Origin of the sequence: Acutalibacter muris (genome assembly GCF_002201475.1) — a bacterium.
Taxonomy (GTDB): domain Bacteria; phylum Bacillota; class Clostridia; order Oscillospirales; family Acutalibacteraceae; genus Acutalibacter; species Acutalibacter muris.
This window is the reverse complement of the sequence record NZ_CP021422.1, coordinates 1,682,723-1,698,380: the sequence shown is the minus strand read 5'-3', so window position 1 is coordinate 1,698,380 and position 15,658 is coordinate 1,682,723. Positions and strand designations below refer to the sequence as shown.

Sequence of the window (15,658 nt, the reverse complement as noted above, 5' to 3'; positions counted from 1 at the left end):
TTGCGTGTGTGTAACTTTTTGGCGGATGCGTTTCTGTACCCGCTATTTTTGCGTCTCCCCCTTTATTTTCGGCTCTTTTACCTTCAGCATGTAGTAAGCCAAGCCCACAATATCTGCCAGCACCCAGCCTATGGGGACGGACCACCATATGCCCGTTACGCCCACCAGGCCCGACAGGATATATGCCAGCGCCACCCTGGTGCCCAGAGATACCGCCGTCAGCACCACGGACATCCCTGGCCTGCCAAGGCCCCTATACAGGCCATACAGCAGGAAAAGACAGCCGATGCCCCAGTAGAACGCCCCCTCTATGCGCAGATACGCAACGCCCTCGGCAATTATTGCGCTCTCTCCGGCGTCTACAAACAGCCCCATCAGGAGCCCTGCAAAGATAAACACCAGCAGGGACACAGCTGTACAGAAGATAAACGCTGCCAGCACTGCGGAACGAAGCCCTTTTCTTATCCTCTCCTTTTCCCCTGCGCCGTAGTTCTGGGCGATGAAGGTGGAGAAGGCGTTGCCGAAGTCCTGCACCGGCATATAAGCGAAGGCATCTACCTTCACCGCCGCTGCAAATGCCGCCATGACCGTAGGACCGAAGCTGTTGACCAGCCCCTGCACCATCAAAATGCCCAGGTTCATGACCGACTGCTGCACACAAGTCAGCACTGAGAAGCTTGAAATAGATTTAACACTTTGAAGGCTTATGCGCATTTGCTTTCCGGGACGAAGCTGAGGGAATTTAATAAGACTGTACACTGCTATACCAAGCCCAGACAGATACTGTGATATGACCGTGGCCGCTGCCGCGCCCGGCACTCCCCACTCAAGGCCGATAACGAACCATAGGTCCAGCACAATATTCAATAGCGCCGACACTGCTAAAAAAGCTAGAGGTACTACGGAGTTCCCCACAGCCCGCAAGAAGGAGGCAAAAAAATTATAGAGAAACACTGCCAATATGCCGGTATAGATGACGAAAAGATACTCCCGCATCATTCCCCAAACCGCCCCGGGCACATTGAGAAAAAGCCGGATATCCTTTAGAGTGGCGAAAGCGGCAGCTATTAGCACCACTGTAAGCCCTGCTACCAGCGCGAAAGCGGCGAATACTCCCTCCCGCAGCCCCGCCTGGTCCCTCTGGCCAAAGCGTATAGAGAATACGGTGCCGCTGCCCATGCAGAGGCCCAGGAGTATAGAGGTGAGAAAGGTCATCAGCGTGAAGGAGGAGCCCACCGCAGCTAGAGCGTTTGGCCCAAGGCACCGCCCTATTATCAGGGTATCGGCAATATTATAGCACTGCTGCAAAAGGTCGCCAAGTATCATGGGCACGGCAAAGCGAAGCAGTCCGCCCACAACCGGGCCCTGGGTAAGGTCCTGGTTCATTCTGTCTATCCCTCCTGTTCCTTCTCTTCCCACTCCCTGAGCTTCTGGAGAAAGGCCTTGCCGTACTTTTTGGCCTTGACCTCCCCCACGCCGGAGACCATAAGAAATCCTTCCATATCCCTTGGCCTGCGTCGGGCCATATCCTCCAGGGCTGCGTTACTGAATATCATATACGGCGGTATCCCCGCGGCCTGGGCCAACTGCCGCCGAAGGGCCCGAAGCTCCTCATACAGCGGACCGCCCTCCTGGACCTTCGCCGCAGCGGCAGAGACGTTCTCGGCCCATTCGGTCTTTCTGTATAGATAAGTCACGCGCTCCTCCCCCGACAGCACTCCCCGGGCGTTTGCGCCAAGGCGCACCACCGGGTATTCACCTCCCTCGGTGCAGAGATAACCCTCCTGTATCAGAAAGTCCATGTAGTCCCGGATAAGCCCCCGGTCCACGTCCTTCATTATGCCGTATGTGGACAGCCGGTCAAGGCCCAGCCTGGAGACCTTCTGTTCCCTGCTTCCCACGAGCATAAGCGCAATGGAACCGGCACCAATCCCACGGCGGTATTTGCGCTGTGCTCTGGCCACTGCCGATAGTATTTTCCGGGCCTCAACAGTGATATCCCGGCTCTCAAGCCCCTTTTGGCAGTTTCCGCAGCTGCCGCACTCCCCGAGGGTCTCCTCTCCGAAATATTCCAGAAGGTAGGACCTAAGACATCCAGCCGTTTTGCAGTAGCCAGTCATTTTATCTAGGCGCTCCATATCCCTTTGGCGCAGTATGTCCTGCTCCGCTTCTGTCAGACTCTCATTATCCTGGGAGTTAAATATAAGATACTTTGCCGTGTTCACGTCGCCCGGGGAAAACAGCAGCACACATTGGGCGTTGGAACCGTCCCGGCCCGCCCGACCGGCCTCCTGATAATAGCTCTCTATATCCTTTGGCATGTTATAATGCACCACAAAGCTCACGTTGGACTTGTCTATGCCCATACCAAAAGCGTTTGTTGCCGCCATAACCCGTACCCTGTCGTTTACAAATTCCTCCTGGTTCATGCGGCGCTCCTCGTCGGAGAGCCCCGCGTGGTACCGGGCGGCGGCTATGCCCCTTGCTCCCAGCATCTCGTAGATAGCTTCTACCTGCTTGCGTGTGGAGCAGTAGACTATGCCGCTCTCCTGTGGGCGAGACCTCAAAAAGCTGCAAAGCCAAGCGGCTTTATTTTTGGGCCTTTCCACGCTGAAAAACAGGTTGGGACGGTCAAAGCCGGTGGTCACCCCCAGCGGTTCCTTTAGCAGAAGGAGCCTTGCTATGTCCGCCTTCACCTGCCGGGTGGCTGTGGCCGTAAAGGCCCCAAGCACTGGGCGCTTTGGAAGGGCTTTGATGAACTCAGGTATCTGTAAGTAGCTGGGCCTAAAATCCTGGCCCCATTGGGAGACACAGTGGGCCTCGTCCACCGCCAGCAGGGATATGGGCGTCCTTTTTGCAAGGGACAGGAATCCTTCGGCCAGCAGTCTCTCGGGGGCAACGTATAAGAGCTTGTACTCCCCCCGCCGCACTCCAGCCATAACCTGATAATACTCCTCCTGTGACAGGGAGGAATTGAGGTACGCCGCCGGTACGCCGGACTGTAAAAGGGCCCCCACCTGATCCTTCATCAGAGAGATAAGCGGGGATATCACCAGAGTGATCCCCGGCAGCATCAGGGCCGGCAGCTGATAGCATACCGACTTGCCCGCCCCTGTGGGCATTACCCCCAACACGTCCCGGCCGGAAAGCAGGGCGTCTATAAGTAACTCCTGCCCGGTCCTGAACTTGTCATGGCCGAAAAACGTCTTCAATAGAGATAATTTTTCCATACTGCCGGCTCCTCGCTTTTAAACGCTCTCATTTCTATTCAAGCAAAAAAGGGCACATTATGCGCCCCTTTTCCTGATGTGACCAAGTCTGTAAGCCGAGTTCTGTCTTGAGCAGTCATCTATCTTGGCCCGCCGTTGCCGACGGGCTCGCGCCACCTCCACGGAACGCGCGGGCCGCGCTGAAGACATTTAGCTGACGCTAAAGTCTCCTGTTCCTCCACGGTGTTGCTTCGGATAGGGTTTACAGGGCCGCGGGGTCTCCCCCGCGCCGGTGAGCTCTTACCTCGCCTTTCCACCCTTACCATGATATTGTGGCTTGCGCCCCAAATCAGGCGGTATATCTCTGTTGCACTTTCCCTGGGGTCGCCCCCGGCGGCGGTTAGCCGTTATCCTTGCCCTATGAAGCTCGGACTTTCCTCAGACGCGGGTTTTCACCCTGCGCCCGCAACTGCCCGGCTTGCTCACGTTATCATTTTAATTCATACTCTCTTTTATGTCAATAGTTTTTTTCTGAGAGCATACGGTTCTTCTCGTCCCAGAGCTTCTGGGACAGGTCCACATAGTAGCTGTGCGGGTTTTCAAACCGGGTGACCTCCTCCCATAGTGTGTCCACCTGGGCCGCGCAGTAGGCCTTGATGGCGTTAAGAGCCCGGGGTGTGTAGACGCACTCGCCGTTTTTAAATATCTGTGTCAGCAGGGGCACAGCGTGGAAATTCTCCACTGTCTTGCGTTTCCAGGTATGGTTTGGGTCGAACAGCACATAGGGCTGTTCCTCGTCTATCACCTCGTCGTGCATAGTGACCACGTCGGCAATGGCCTTGTCGGTCTCTTTATCAAAAAGCCGCCACACGTTCTTGAAGCAGGGCGTGGTTATCTTCACAACATTCTCGCTTATCTTTATCTTGGGCTTTACTGTGCCGTCCGGGTTCTCAACGCCCACCAGCTTGTATACCCCGCCGAACACAGGCTCGGAGGAGGAGGTTATCAGCCGCTCGCCCACGCCGAAGGAATCCACCTTCGCCCCTTGGATGAGCATATCGCGGATAATGTATTCGTCCAGGGAGTTGGACGCGCATATCTGGCAGTCCTCAAAGCCCGCATCGTCCAGCAGCTTGCGGGCCTTGCGGGACAGATAGGTGATATCGCCGCTGTCTATGCGGATGCCCGTGGGCCGGTAGCCATTTGGCACCAGCACCTCGTTAAAGACCTTTATGGCGTTGGGCACGCCGGATTTCAGCACATTATAGGTATCCACCAGCAGCACGCAGTTGTTGGGATATGCCTTGGCGTAGGCCTTAAAGGCCTCGTACTCGGAGTCGAAGAGCTGTACCCAGCTATGTGCCATTGTGCCCAGTGCCGGAACCCCAAAGAGTTGGTCGCTGATGGTGCAGGCCGTGCCGGCACAGCCGCCGATATATGCCGCCCTTGCGCCGTATACGGCCCCATCGAAGCCCTGTGCCCGGCGCGAGCCAAACTCCATTACAGCACGCCCCTGGGCCGCGCGGACTATTCGGTTCGACTTGGTGGCTATAAGGCTCTGGTGGTTTATGCACAGCAGTACCATGGTCTCGATAAATTGGGCCTGTATGACAGGGCCGCGAACGGTAACAACAGGTTCGCCGGGGAAAATAGGCGTACCCTCCGGGATAGTCCATACGTCGCAGGAGAACTTGAAATTGCGGAGATACTCCAAAAACTCCCCGCTGAACATATGCCTCCCCGAGAGGTATTCAATATCCTCCGTGGAGAAGTGCAGGTTTTTCAGGTACTCCACCAGCTGCTCCACCCCAGCCATTATGGCAAAGCCGCCGTTATCGGGCAGCTTGCGGAAAAACATATCAAAATAGCATATAGTGTCCTTAAAGCCCTCCAAAAAATATCCGTTGGCCATGGTTATCTCGTAAAAGTCGGTGAGCATGGTCAGCTCGCGCTGTGAAAACATCTTGCTCATTAGGAATCGTCCTCTCTGATTTCTCATCTGTGTATCTTCATATTTTGTATATTATAGCAGGCCAAAGATGAAAAGTACAGCCTTATTTTTCCTTTCTGGCACAATGACAAATTTATTTCTAAAAGGTACTTGATTTTTTACAAATATGCTATTATAATGTATATATGTAATGAGGGAAAATATATTATATAAAACCTAAAGTTAAAACTAAGATACTCAAGGGAGTGAATATGCTATGAGACTGCGGGGGCAGCCATTAGGCACAAAGAATCTGATCGGTGCACGGGTGGAGAATGCCCGCAGAAATCAGGGCATGAAGCAGAAGGAGCTTCTTGCCCAGCTACAGGTGCGGGGCGTTGACCTTAACGCCTCCGGGCTTTCAAAGCTCGAGGGGCAGATACGGTACGTGACGGACACGGAGCTCCTGGCCCTTTCCCAGATTTTGGGCGTATCGGTCATGTGGTTGCTGACAGGCGAGGAACGGCCCCAGCAGCATAATTCCTAAAAAAGCATATCTATATGCCCCGCTGCGGCTTTTGACGCCGGCGGGGCATTTTCATGTGATGCGCTCACGCATATTTTGTCCAAATGTCCCCATATTACCATAGTGTATTTAGTATCGGATATGGAGGCGTATATGTTTCACACAGAGGAGCTAAAACGTCTGGCCCCCATTGGGGTGTTTTTTGCCGTATACAGCCTTGCCTTCCTTCTTTGGAAAGCCACCTTTATCTATTCATTGCCGTTCCTGTTGGGCCTTCTTATAGCTGCGGCGTTGCAGCCGGTCATAAGGTGGACTCAGGGTAAACTGCGCCTAAGCAGGGCTGCCGCCTCCGGGGCAGTCACGGCTTTGGCGCTGGCGCTGCTGCTCTCGGCGCTGATACTCTTAACGTTCCTCGGCGTGCGGGAGTTGGCGGACTTTCTCGCAAGGGCCGCCGGCGGCGGGTTTCCCGAGTTTTCCCCGCCGGTGCAGAGATTCTTTCGGTGGCTTGGGGATCTAGTTCGTCAGATAGACGCGGAGTTTCTGGAGCGTCACCGGGAACAACTGATGGAATTCTTGAAGAACAGCGCGGACCTGGCCATGGCCGCGCTGAACAGAGTGCTGGGCGTGCTGGGGTCGCTGCCGGTCCTGCTGGCAATGGCCCTGGTGACGGGCTTTTCAGCCTTCTTCCTTGCCCGGGATTTTGACAGGCTGCGCGGCTGGGCCAGGGGATTTTTAAGCGATAAAGCTGCCGGTCAGCTCCGGCGTGCTGCTGCGCACTCCTCCGGCGCCGGAAAAAAGTATCTGTTGTCCTATGTGCTGATATATTTAATCAGCTTCTGCGAAGCCTTCGTTATACTGTCCATCTTAAACGTGCCGTACCCCCTCATAAGCGCAGTTATCACATGCTTCGCCGATATACTTCCCGTGCTTGGGCCCGGCTTTGTCCTGGGCCCCATAGCGGTCTGGCAAGCCCTCTGCGGGTCCTATGGCCGGGCGGCCGGGGTCCTGGTGGGGTGGGCAGTAATGGGCTGCGTGCGCCAGGTTATAGAGCCGAAGCTGGTGGCCTCTACGGCAAAGCTACACCCGCTAACCATGCTGGCGGCGGTCTATTTCTCGCTGGCGGCAGGCAGCCTTTGGGTATTGGTCTACACCGCCGGGCTCTTTATGCTGTACTCCCTATTGCGTAATGCCGGGATACTGCCTAGGCTTATTTCGCCATCGTCTTCACCATGACCGCCTTCTGGGCGTGCAGGCGGTTCTCGGCCTCCTCAAAGATATGCTGGGCGTTCTGCTCGAATATCTCTTCGGTAATCTCCTCTCCCCTATGGGCTGGCAGGCAGTGCTGTACCATGGCGTCGGGCTTGGCCTGGGCCATTAGCTCTTTGTTCACGCAGTAGCCCTTAAAGGCCGCCTCGCGCTTTTGACGCTCCTCCTCCTGGCCCATGGAGGTCCACACGTCGGTGATGACCACATCGGCGTTTTTTGCCGCCTGCATAGGATCGTCAGTCAGCTCGAAGCAGTCATAATTCTTTGCAAAGTCAAGTATCTCCTTTGGCGGGCGGTAGCCCTCCGGGCAGGCAACAGAGACGGCCATACCGACCTTTAGTCCCCCCACAACAAGGGAGTTCATCATATTGTTGCCGTCCCCGATGAAGCACATTTTCAGGCCATCCAGTGAACCCTTAAATTCCCGGATAGTCATAAGGTCCGCCAGCACCTGACAGGGATGGCAGAAGTCTGTCAGGCCGTTTATCACCGGCACACTGCCGTATTTTGCCAGGTCCTCCACCTCCTGCTGGCTGAAGGTGCGTATCATAATGCCGTCCACATATCTTGACAGCACCCGCGCCGTGTCCTGCACCGGCTCGCCCCTGCCTATCTGGGAGCCCTCTGAAGACAGCACCACGGCGTAGCCCCCCAGCTGATTTATCCCCACCTCAAAGGAGACTCTTGTGCGGGTGGAGGACTTCTCAAAAATCATTCCAAGGCACTTGCCCTTTAAGTGCGGGTGCTCGATGCCGTGCTTTGTCTCGTATTTAAGCTGGTCGGCAAGGTTCAGCACCTCGATTATCTCCTCGCCGCTCATGTCCAAAAGCTTTAGTAAATGCTCCATATCAGTTTTCCTCCTGCAAAACTTTTTCAAATATCAAAAGTCCTTTATCGATCTCCTCCATGGTGATAGTCAGTGGCGGCAGGAACCGCACCAGCTCTTTAGCGGTGAGCACCAATAATCCCTGCCGGGCACATTTTACAAGCACGTCATGGGCGTCGCCGGATTTCAGCTTGATCCCAAGCATCAGCCCTCTGCCCCGCACAAATTCCACCTGGAAAAGCTTCTCAAGTCTCTTGGAAATATACTCCCCCTTCTCCCGGACAGTCTGCAAAAACTCCGGGGAGCTTACCCGCCGGACCACCTCTCTGGCCCCGGCGCATACCACCGGGTTGCCGCCGAAGGTGGAGCCCTGCTGGCCGGGCTTCAAGATATCCCGGAGCTTTTCAGCCACCAGACATATTCCTATGGGTAGGCCGCCCGCAAGACCCTTGGCGCTTGTCACCACATCAGGCTGAACGCCATAGCCCTGATAACTGTAAAAATGCCCCGTGCGGCCCACTCCTGTCTGTACCTCATCGATAATTAGAAGCACGTCCCGCTCATGGCATAGTTCGCCGAGAGCCTTAAGGAAATTCGGGTCCATGGGCACCACACCGCCCTCGCCCTGAACGGTCTCTATCATAACGGCGCATACACTGCCATCTAATAACGCGTCCATAGCCTTGATATCGCCCGCCTTGGCGTATAGGAAACCCTCTGTAAGGGGCAGAAAATCCTTATGGAAGCCCTCCTGGCCGGTGGCGGCCAGGGTCGTCAGGGTGCGTCCGTGGAAGGAGTTTTCAAGGGTGGCAATTTTATATGCGCCCCGCTTTTCCCCATATTTCCGCGCTATTTTTATTGCGCACTCGTTGGCCTCTGCCCCAGAGTTGCAGAAGAAAGCCTGGGCCATTCCGGCGGCTGTGCACAGTTCCTGTGCAAGGGCTGTGTTCTGGGGCGAATAGTAATAGTTACATAGGTGCTGAATCTCCCCTGCCTGTTTTGACACGGCGGCAGTCCAATCCGGGTCGCTGTATCCAAGGCTGTTCACACCTATGCCAGAGGTGAAATCAATATACTCCCTGCCCTCCACATCCCAGGCGGTAGCGTTTCTACCCTTTACCAGCGCCGCGTCCACTCTGCCGTAGGTGTGTATGATATACTCTTGCTCCTGGTCCTTTATCTCTTGAAATTTCATAGCCTGATCTCTCCTAATAGAACATAGTACCGATGCCCTCGTCGGTGAAAAGCTCCACGAGGATCGAATGCGCGATGCGCCCGTCAATTATATGGGCCCGGTTCACACCCCGGCGGACCGCGTCCACACAGCAGTCTATCTTGGGTATCATGCCGCCGTTTATCACGCCCTCTTTTTTGAGTCTCCGCACATCGCTGACGTTCACCACCGGAATAAGGGTGTTCTCGTCATCCTTGTTCCGCAAAAGGCCGCATACGTCCGTCATAAGTATCAGCTTCATGGCCCCCAGCTCCGCAGCTATCCGAGCGGCGGCAATGTCCGCATTGATGTTGTACACCTCGCCGTGATAGCCCGCCGCTACAGTAGAAACGATGGGGATATAGCCGTTCTGGGCGGCGTCACGCAGGATATCCACATTGACCTCCCTTATCTCCCCCACGAAGCCTAGGTCCTCCTCCAGCCGGTCTGCCTTTAATAACGAACCGTCCAGGCCACAAAGCCCTATGGCCCTGCCACCCGCGTCCTCAAGAAGCTGCACAAGGTCCTTGTTCACCTTCCCTGCCAGCACCTGCTGAACGATACCGATAGTTTCCTCGTCCGTATAGCGCATACCGCCGATGAATTTGCTCTCCTTGCCGATCCTTTTCAGCATGGCGTTTATTTCCGGCCCGCCGCCGTGGACCAGCACCACGTTTATGCCCACCAACTGCATCAGCACGATATCGCTCATAACCGCCGATTTCAGCTCGTCGTCCAGCATGGCGTTCCCTCCGTACTTCACCACCACCGTGGCCCCTGCGTACTTTTTGATATACGGCAGGGCCTGCACAAGGATATTAGCCCTCTCGCTGTTTGATACCTGCATTTTTCCGCCCCTCTCAATTTGTGGCCGCCAAACCGCCCCAAGCGAATATGAACAGGAGGACCGCTGCCACAAAGAATATAATTATAAGGAAATCAGCCGCTATCCCGCCCAGCAGCAGCCTGCGCCAGAGCTTTGACGACCTCCTCCTGGTAATAAGATGGGTAATGATTGCCGCGATAAGCAGCGCCGCCGTCAGCAGTGACGGCGCTGCATATAGGAGCAGCACGCCGGTGGCGGCAAAAAGCAATATCACAAACACAATAAAGTTTAGGTACAGCAGCACCGAAAGTACCGCCGGAACAATATCCCACCGGCTCTTTACGCCGAGCTTTTCCAGCATATTACCCTCCTCAAGTGCGGTAGTCCGCGTTTATCTTCACGTAGTCGTAGGTGAGGTCGCAGCCATAGGCCTCGGCGGATACATCTCCCATATGCAGGTCTATAAGCGTCTCTATCTCCGGCTCCTTTAGGACCTCAAGGGCCAGCTCCTCGGAGAACTCTATGCCCAGGCCAAACTTCACCACCTCTACCCTGCCCTTTGCGGACTTAAAGGCAATGTCTATCTTCTCCACGTCCACCCGGGCCCCGGAGTAGCCCACGGCGCACATGGCCCGCCCCCCGGCGTTGGCGTCCGCCCCGAAGAAGGCGGCCTTTACCAGTGTGGAGCTGCTGACGGCGCGGGCCACTGTGCGGGCGGTCTCAAGGTCCGGGGCCCCGCTCACCCGGTAGATTATCAGCCTTGAGGCCCCCTCGCCGTCCTTCGCCATCATCATGGCAAGCCTCCGCCCAACCGCCGTAAGGGCCTCTACAAAGGCGGCATAATCTTCGCTTTCTTCTGTAATCTCCACATTCCCGGCAGCTCCGTTTGCCAGCACCATAAAGGTGTCGTTGGTAGAGGTGTCGCCATCCACGCTTATCATGTTGAAGGTGGCGTCGGCGGCGGTCTTAACGGCCTTTTGCAGCAGTGCCGGGTCGATGGCGCAGTCGGTGGTCACAAAGCAGAGCATGGTGGCCATATTGGGGTGAATCATGCCGCTGCCCTTTGATATGCCGCCCATATAGGCAGTTTTTCCGCCCACGGTAAATTTAACGGCGGCCTCCTTTGGTACGGTGTCGGTGGTCATGATAGCCGTTGCCGCCGCCAGAGAGCCTTCCCCGCTAAGGGAGGCCTTCAACTCCTCTATGCCGTTGGCTATGGGCTCTATTGGCAGAGACGGACCGATAACGCCAGTGGAGGCCACTATAATGTCCTCCGGCTTCAGCCCCAGCGCCGAGGCCGCCACGCGGCACATGGCTTCGGCCTTTTCAAGGCCGTCCGGGGCACAGGTGTTTGCTATGCCGGAGTTGCAAATGACGGCCCAGGCTCTGCCGTCTGCTATGTTCCTCTGGGTGACCGTTATGGGCGCTCCCTTCACCAGATTGCGGGTATAGACCCCGGCGGCGGCACATTCCCGGTCGCTGAGGATAAGTGCCAGATCCGGCTTCGTCTTATTCTTGCGGATCCCGCAGTGGAGGCCACCCGCTGAAAAGCCTTTGGCGGCGGTTACGCCGCCCTTGATAAATTCCATTTCTCATTCTCCTAAAAATTTTTTAAAACGCCGGCGGTACCAGCTTAAGCCCGGCAGTCTCGTCAATGCCCAGGGCAAGATTCATGTTCTGTATGGCCTGGCCCGCCGCGCCCTTCACCATATTGTCAATAGCCGAAACAGCTATGAAGGTGCCGGTGCGCGAGTCAGCAAAAAGGGATATGTCACAGAAGTTTGTGCAGCGCACATTCTTCACATTTGCGCACTGTCCGTCTGGCAGCAGTCGAATGAAGAACTCCCCGGCATAGCGATTTTCATAAGCTTTGCGTATGGCGGCAAGCTCCGCGCCCGGAGCCAGCTTCGCGTAGCAGGTGGCCAATATTCCCCGGTTTATGGGCAGCAGATGGGGCACAAAGGTCAGCTTTATCTTCTGTCCGGCTATATGCGAAAGGGTCTGCTCCATCTCCGGGGTGTGCCTGTGGGCCGCGACCTTATAGGCGGTGAAGCCCTCGTTCAGCTCCGGGTAATGGTTTCCCTGGGTGGGCTTGCGCCCCGCGCCGGTCACGCCGGACTTGCAGTCTGCAATTATCCCCTCCGGCTGTATTAGCCCCGCCTCCAAGGCCGGGGCTAGAGCCAGGGGCACGGCTGTGGTATAGCAGCCGGGGTTCGCTATGAGCCGTTTACCCCTTATCCGCTCCCGGAAAAGCTCCGGCAGTCCGTACACCGCCTCCTGGTGCAGCGCCTTATCCGTGAAGCTGCCGCCGTACCACTCCTTGTATTCCTCCTCGCTCTCAAGCCGGAAGTCCGCCCCCAAGTCTGTGAACGCCTTACCGGCCTTCACGCACTGGGCCGCCAGCTCCTGGGACAGCCCGTGGGGCAGCGCGGCAAAAATAACCTCGCTCTTTTCCAGCACTTGCTCCTGGGTTCCGCATATCATGTCGCACATATGGAAGTATGCCGGGTACACCTCCGAAAGGGTTTTGCCCTCAAAGCTCACCGAGCTTATAGCTGACAGTTCCGCCTGGGGATGGCCCATTATCAGCCGGCAGAGCTCCACCCCGGCATAACCTGTAGCCCCCACAATTCCAACCTTTACTCTGTTCATTATCCCTCTCCTCTTTCCAGCAACGCCAGCACATATTCCGCTTGGGCCCTTACATTCTCCGGCGCGGGCCCGCCCAGCACCTTTCGGTCACCAACACATTTGTCCAAAGAAATAACGTTATACACGCCCTCGTCAAAGGCCGGGTGCACGCGCCTATACTCCTCTAAGGGAAGGCTCTCCAGGGTTTCGCCATGCTCAATGCACAGAGCCACAACCTCGCCGGTTATCCTGTAAGCGTCCCTAAAGGGCAGGCCCTTCGAGGCCACCAGCCAGTCCGCGCAGTCCGTAGCGTTTATAAAGCCGCCCGCCGCCGCTTTGCGCATATTCCGCTCCAAAACCTTCATTGTCTCCAGCATGGGTGTCAGAGGGGTCAGGCAGAGCTTTAAGGTGTCCACCGCGTCAAACACAGCCTCCTTGTCCTCCTGCATATCCTTGTTATAGGCCAGCGACAGTCCCTTCATCATGGTCAAGAGGGCCGTAAGGTCCCCAACGACCCGCCCGGATTTCCCCCGGATAAGCTCCGCAAGGTCCGGGTTCTTTTTCTGAGGCATTATGCTTGAGCCAGTACAGTACGCGTCGTCCAGCTCGATAAACTTAAACTCCCAGGAGCACCAGAGCACCAGCTCCTCGCAGAGCCGGGAGAGATGCACCATGCACAGCGAGACCGCAAAGGCTATCTCCGCGCAGAAGTCCCGGTCGGACACGCCGTCCAGGCTGTTCCGGGTGGGTGATGAAAAGCCCAGAAGCTTTGCTGTCATTTCCCGGTCCAGGGGGTATGTGGTCCCGGCCAAGGCTCCGCTGCCAAGGGGGCACTGGTCCATGCGCTTTAAGGTGTCCTCAAAACGTGAGATATCCCGCAGGAGCATTTCGGCATAGGCCATCAGATGGTGCCCGAAGGTCACCGGCTGGGCCCTCTGCATATGGGTGTACCCGGGCATTACCGTTGCGCTGTGCTGTGCGGCCTTCTTGCAGAGCACCCGCACCAGTTCCTTTATCTGTTCCATAAGCCCCGCACAGTCCTCTCTGAGGGTCAGGCGTATGTCAAGGGCCACCTGGTCGTTGCGGCTGCGGCCGGTGTGCAGGCGTTTGCCTGGGTTTCCCAGTCTGGAGGTCAATTCCTGCTCCACGAAGGTATGAATATCCTCGGCGTCCGGGTCGATAGCCAGCACACCGCTGTCTATATCGCTGCGTATCTTTTTAAGCTCCGCGCATATTTTATCGCTCTCGTCCATGTTGATAATGCCCTGCCGCCCCAGCATTGTGGCGTGGGCAATACTGCCCTCTATGTCCTGGCGGTACATACGGCTGTCAAAGGCTATGCTGGAGTTGAAATCGTTGGTCCTGGGATCTGCCTCTTTTTTAAAGCGGCCCTTCCATAGCTTCATTTTTATTCCTCCGCTGTCAAGAAGTCAAGAGCCGTACTGCCCGGGTGTTCGGTGAAGTCCAGAAACGCATCTCTATAGTCCCGCATATGGTCCGTAAGGGAGGGTGCAAACTCCCCCGCCCGGGCCATTTCGGCGAACTCCTCAAAGGTCACCCATTTGGCGTCGCAGGTCTCGCCTTTCTGGAAACGCACATCGTTCAAGTCTACGTCCATGCGCACCCCGAAGTCCCGGCCGATGTACGGCCAAGTGCAGGAGCGGCCAAGGAGAGTTATCTGCTCCTCCTGGACAGTGAGGCCGGTCTCCTCAAAGAGCTCCCGAATAACGGCGTGGACCGGGTCCTCGCCCGCCTGCACGTGACCGGCGGGGTTCTCCCACTTGCCGGGGGCGTACTTCTTTTCCATGCTCCGGCGGGTGAGGAATATCCTGCCGCCCCTGTCCACTATCCACATACCCACAGCCATACGGTACTCCCCCGGCCCAAGGGGCGCTTCTTTGTCGCGAACGGCGCCGGCCTTATTGCCGTCTTTATCGTATATATCTATCAGCTCCATCTAGGAGGCCTCCCCTTACTTATCGTAGGTCAGGCCCTTCTTCGCCTGTACCTTGATGGGCAGCCCGAACAGGTTGATGAATCCGGCGGAATCTGCCTGATTATATACCTCGTCCTCATCGAAGGTAGCTATGTCCTCGTCATAGAGAGAATAGGGCGAGGTCACTCCCGCGTCGATAATATTGCCCTTATAGAGCTTCAGCTTTACGTCGCCGGTGACGGTCTCCTGGGTGTTGTCCACAAAAGCCGACAAGGCCTGGCGCAGCGGAGTGTACCACTGGCCGTTATAGACAAGGTCGGCAAACTTTAGGGCCACCTGCTGCTTATAGTGGTAGGTTTCCTTGTCAAGGCAGAGCTCCTCCAGCTTGTTATGGGCGTGATAGAGTATTGTGCCGCCGGGAGTCTCATAAACTCCCCTGGACTTCATACCCACCAGGCGGTTCTCGATAATATCCGCAAGGCCGATGCCGTTCTTGCCGCCCAACTCGTTGAGCTTCGCCACCATCTCAGCGCCGGAAAGGCTCTCGCCGTCCAGGGCCGTAGGCACGCCCTTTTCGAAGTGCAGGCTGATATATGTGGGCTCGTCCGGGGCCTGCTCGGGAGATACCCCCAGTTCCAGGAAACCGGGCTTATTGTACAGCGGCTCGTTTGAAGGGTCCTCCAGGTCCAGGCCCTCGTGGGACAGGTGCCAGAGGTTCTTGTCCTTGGAGTAGTTGGTCTCGCGGCTTATTTTCAGAGGAATATTGTGGGACTCTGCGTACTCTATTTCCTCCTCCCGGGACTTGATGTCCCATATACGCCAGGGGGCGATGACAGTCATGTCCGGGGCGTAAGCCTTTATTGCCAGCTCAAAGCGCACCTGGTCGTTGCCCTTGCCGGTGCAGCCGTGGCAGATAGCGTCTGCCCCCTCCCTCTTGGCGATTTCAACTATGCCCTTGGCTATGATGGGCCTTGCGAAGGACGTGCCCAGCAGGTACTTATTCTCATAGACAGCCCCGGCCTTCAGAGTTGGGTATACATAATCCTGCACAAACTCCTCCTTCAGGTCCAGCACATAGAGCTTTGAGGCCCCGGTCTTCTTGGCCTTTTCCTCCAGGCCGTCCAGCTCCGTACCCTGTCCCACATCGCCGGACACGGCAATTACCTCACAGTTATTGTAGTTCTCCTTGAGCCAGGGAATAATAATAGAAGTATCAAGACCCCCGGAATACGCCAGCACTACCTTTTTTATTTCTTTAGCCATAACGGACATTCCTTCCCTCTATGTTTTCTTTC

General features: G+C 56.2%; 14 protein-coding genes and 1 other RNA gene. 2 read left to right on the top strand and 13 right to left on the bottom strand.

All coding sequences use genetic code 11. The features are described 5' to 3' along the window. Positions 1 to 42: 42 nt before the first annotated feature. From ADH66_RS08590 to ADH66_RS08575, 4 genes are all read right to left on the bottom strand, one after another. On the bottom strand, positions 43 to 1,386 hold the full coding sequence (locus tag ADH66_RS08590) for an MATE family efflux transporter (protein WP_066533493.1): 1,344 nt from the start codon (positions 1,384 to 1,386) through the stop codon (positions 43 to 45). 5 nt (positions 1,387 to 1,391) lie between these two features. Continuing rightward, a complete protein-coding gene (recQ, locus tag ADH66_RS08585) occupies positions 1,392 to 3,230 on the bottom strand; it encodes a DNA helicase RecQ (RefSeq protein WP_066533494.1) in 1,839 nt (612 codons plus the stop codon). Between the two features lie 75 nt (positions 3,231 to 3,305). Further along, positions 3,306 to 3,694, bottom strand: an RNA gene (gene rnpB, locus ADH66_RS08580) — RNase P RNA component class A. 32 nt (positions 3,695 to 3,726) lie between these two features. Next, on the bottom strand, positions 3,727 to 5,172 hold the full coding sequence (locus ADH66_RS08575; RefSeq protein WP_066541540.1) for a nicotinate phosphoribosyltransferase: 1,446 nt from the start codon (positions 5,170 to 5,172) through the stop codon (positions 3,727 to 3,729). Between the two features lie 244 nt (positions 5,173 to 5,416). On the opposite strand from ADH66_RS08575, the gene ADH66_RS08570 reads away from it, so the two are divergent. After that, a complete protein-coding gene (locus tag ADH66_RS08570; RefSeq protein ID WP_066533496.1) occupies positions 5,417 to 5,686 on the top strand; it encodes a helix-turn-helix domain-containing protein in 270 nt (89 codons plus the stop codon). 132 nt (positions 5,687 to 5,818) lie between these two features. Beyond that, on the top strand, positions 5,819 to 6,898 hold the full coding sequence (locus ADH66_RS08565) for an AI-2E family transporter (RefSeq protein WP_066533498.1): 1,080 nt from the start codon (positions 5,819 to 5,821) through the stop codon (positions 6,896 to 6,898). Here ADH66_RS08565 and argF read toward each other — a convergent pair. The 9 genes from argF to ADH66_RS08520 are packed head-to-tail and all read right to left on the bottom strand — an operon-like array spanning position 6,873 to position 15,626. Then, complete coding sequence (argF, locus tag ADH66_RS08560) at positions 6,873 to 7,778, bottom strand: ornithine carbamoyltransferase (RefSeq protein ID WP_066533500.1); 906 nt, start codon at positions 7,776 to 7,778, stop codon at positions 6,873 to 6,875. The genes ADH66_RS08565 and argF overlap by 26 nt on opposite strands. A gap of 1 nt (position 7,779) precedes the next feature. After that, positions 7,780 to 8,952, bottom strand: a complete 1,173-nt coding sequence (locus ADH66_RS08555) for an aspartate aminotransferase family protein (RefSeq protein ID WP_066533502.1) — start codon at positions 8,950 to 8,952, stop codon at positions 7,780 to 7,782. 13 nt (positions 8,953 to 8,965) lie between these two features. Continuing rightward, entirely contained in the window at positions 8,966 to 9,817 is an 852-nt protein-coding gene (argB, locus tag ADH66_RS08550; RefSeq protein ID WP_066533506.1) for an acetylglutamate kinase, read from the bottom strand. Between the two features lie 13 nt (positions 9,818 to 9,830). Further along, the gene (locus ADH66_RS08545; protein ID WP_066533508.1) at positions 9,831 to 10,157 is read right to left on the bottom strand and encodes a hypothetical protein; all 327 of its coding nucleotides are present in this window, start codon (positions 10,155 to 10,157) and stop codon (positions 9,831 to 9,833) included. A 10-nt stretch (positions 10,158 to 10,167) separates the two neighbouring features. Continuing rightward, complete coding sequence (argJ, locus tag ADH66_RS08540) at positions 10,168 to 11,385, bottom strand: bifunctional ornithine acetyltransferase/N-acetylglutamate synthase (RefSeq protein WP_066533511.1); 1,218 nt, start codon at positions 11,383 to 11,385, stop codon at positions 10,168 to 10,170. Positions 11,386 to 11,407: 22 nt separating this feature from the next. Beyond that, on the bottom strand, positions 11,408 to 12,448 hold the full coding sequence (argC, locus tag ADH66_RS08535; RefSeq protein WP_066533514.1) for an N-acetyl-gamma-glutamyl-phosphate reductase: 1,041 nt from the start codon (positions 12,446 to 12,448) through the stop codon (positions 11,408 to 11,410). After that, positions 12,448 to 13,833 carry an argininosuccinate lyase gene (gene argH, locus ADH66_RS08530; RefSeq protein ID WP_066533516.1) on the bottom strand — a complete coding sequence of 462 codons (1,386 nt, stop codon included), beginning with the start codon at positions 13,831 to 13,833 and terminating at the stop codon, positions 12,448 to 12,450. Before argH ends, argC begins: the two co-directional genes overlap by 1 nt. A 2-nt stretch (positions 13,834 to 13,835) precedes the next feature. Continuing rightward, a complete protein-coding gene (locus ADH66_RS08525; protein WP_066533517.1) occupies positions 13,836 to 14,384 on the bottom strand; it encodes an NUDIX hydrolase in 549 nt (182 codons plus the stop codon). A 15-nt stretch (positions 14,385 to 14,399) separates the two neighbouring features. Continuing rightward, on the bottom strand, positions 14,400 to 15,626 hold the full coding sequence (locus ADH66_RS08520; RefSeq protein WP_066541541.1) for an argininosuccinate synthase: 1,227 nt from the start codon (positions 15,624 to 15,626) through the stop codon (positions 14,400 to 14,402). Positions 15,627 to 15,658 lie beyond the last annotated feature (32 nt).

Excerpts from the sequence above, each read along its gene's own strand:
- ADH66_RS08590 (WP_066533493.1), bottom strand. The coding sequence starts at position 1,386 with ATGAACCAGGACCTTACCCAGGGCCCGGTTGTGGGCGGACTGCTTCGC.
- recQ (WP_066533494.1), bottom strand. The coding sequence starts at position 3,230 with ATGGAAAAATTATCTCTATTGAAGACGTTTTTCGGCCATGACAAGTTC.
- ADH66_RS08575 (WP_066541540.1), bottom strand. The coding sequence starts at position 5,172 with ATGTTTTCACAGCGCGAGCTGACCATGCTCACCGACTTTTACGAGATA.
- ADH66_RS08570 (WP_066533496.1), top strand. The coding sequence starts at position 5,417 with ATGAGACTGCGGGGGCAGCCATTAGGCACAAAGAATCTGATCGGTGCA.
- ADH66_RS08565 (WP_066533498.1), top strand. The coding sequence starts at position 5,819 with ATGTTTCACACAGAGGAGCTAAAACGTCTGGCCCCCATTGGGGTGTTT.
- argF (WP_066533500.1), bottom strand. The coding sequence starts at position 7,778 with ATGGAGCATTTACTAAAGCTTTTGGACATGAGCGGCGAGGAGATAATC.
- ADH66_RS08555 (WP_066533502.1), bottom strand. The coding sequence starts at position 8,952 with ATGAAATTTCAAGAGATAAAGGACCAGGAGCAAGAGTATATCATACAC.
- argB (WP_066533506.1), bottom strand. The coding sequence starts at position 9,817 with ATGCAGGTATCAAACAGCGAGAGGGCTAATATCCTTGTGCAGGCCCTG.
- ADH66_RS08545 (WP_066533508.1), bottom strand. The coding sequence starts at position 10,157 with ATGCTGGAAAAGCTCGGCGTAAAGAGCCGGTGGGATATTGTTCCGGCG.
- argJ (WP_066533511.1), bottom strand. The coding sequence starts at position 11,385 with ATGGAATTTATCAAGGGCGGCGTAACCGCCGCCAAAGGCTTTTCAGCG.
- argC (WP_066533514.1), bottom strand. The coding sequence starts at position 12,448 with ATGAACAGAGTAAAGGTTGGAATTGTGGGGGCTACAGGTTATGCCGGG.
- argH (WP_066533516.1), bottom strand. The coding sequence starts at position 13,833 with ATGAAGCTATGGAAGGGCCGCTTTAAAAAAGAGGCAGATCCCAGGACC.
- ADH66_RS08525 (WP_066533517.1), bottom strand. The coding sequence starts at position 14,384 with ATGGAGCTGATAGATATATACGATAAAGACGGCAATAAGGCCGGCGCC.
- ADH66_RS08520 (WP_066541541.1), bottom strand. The coding sequence starts at position 15,626 with ATGGCTAAAGAAATAAAAAAGGTAGTGCTGGCGTATTCCGGGGGTCTT.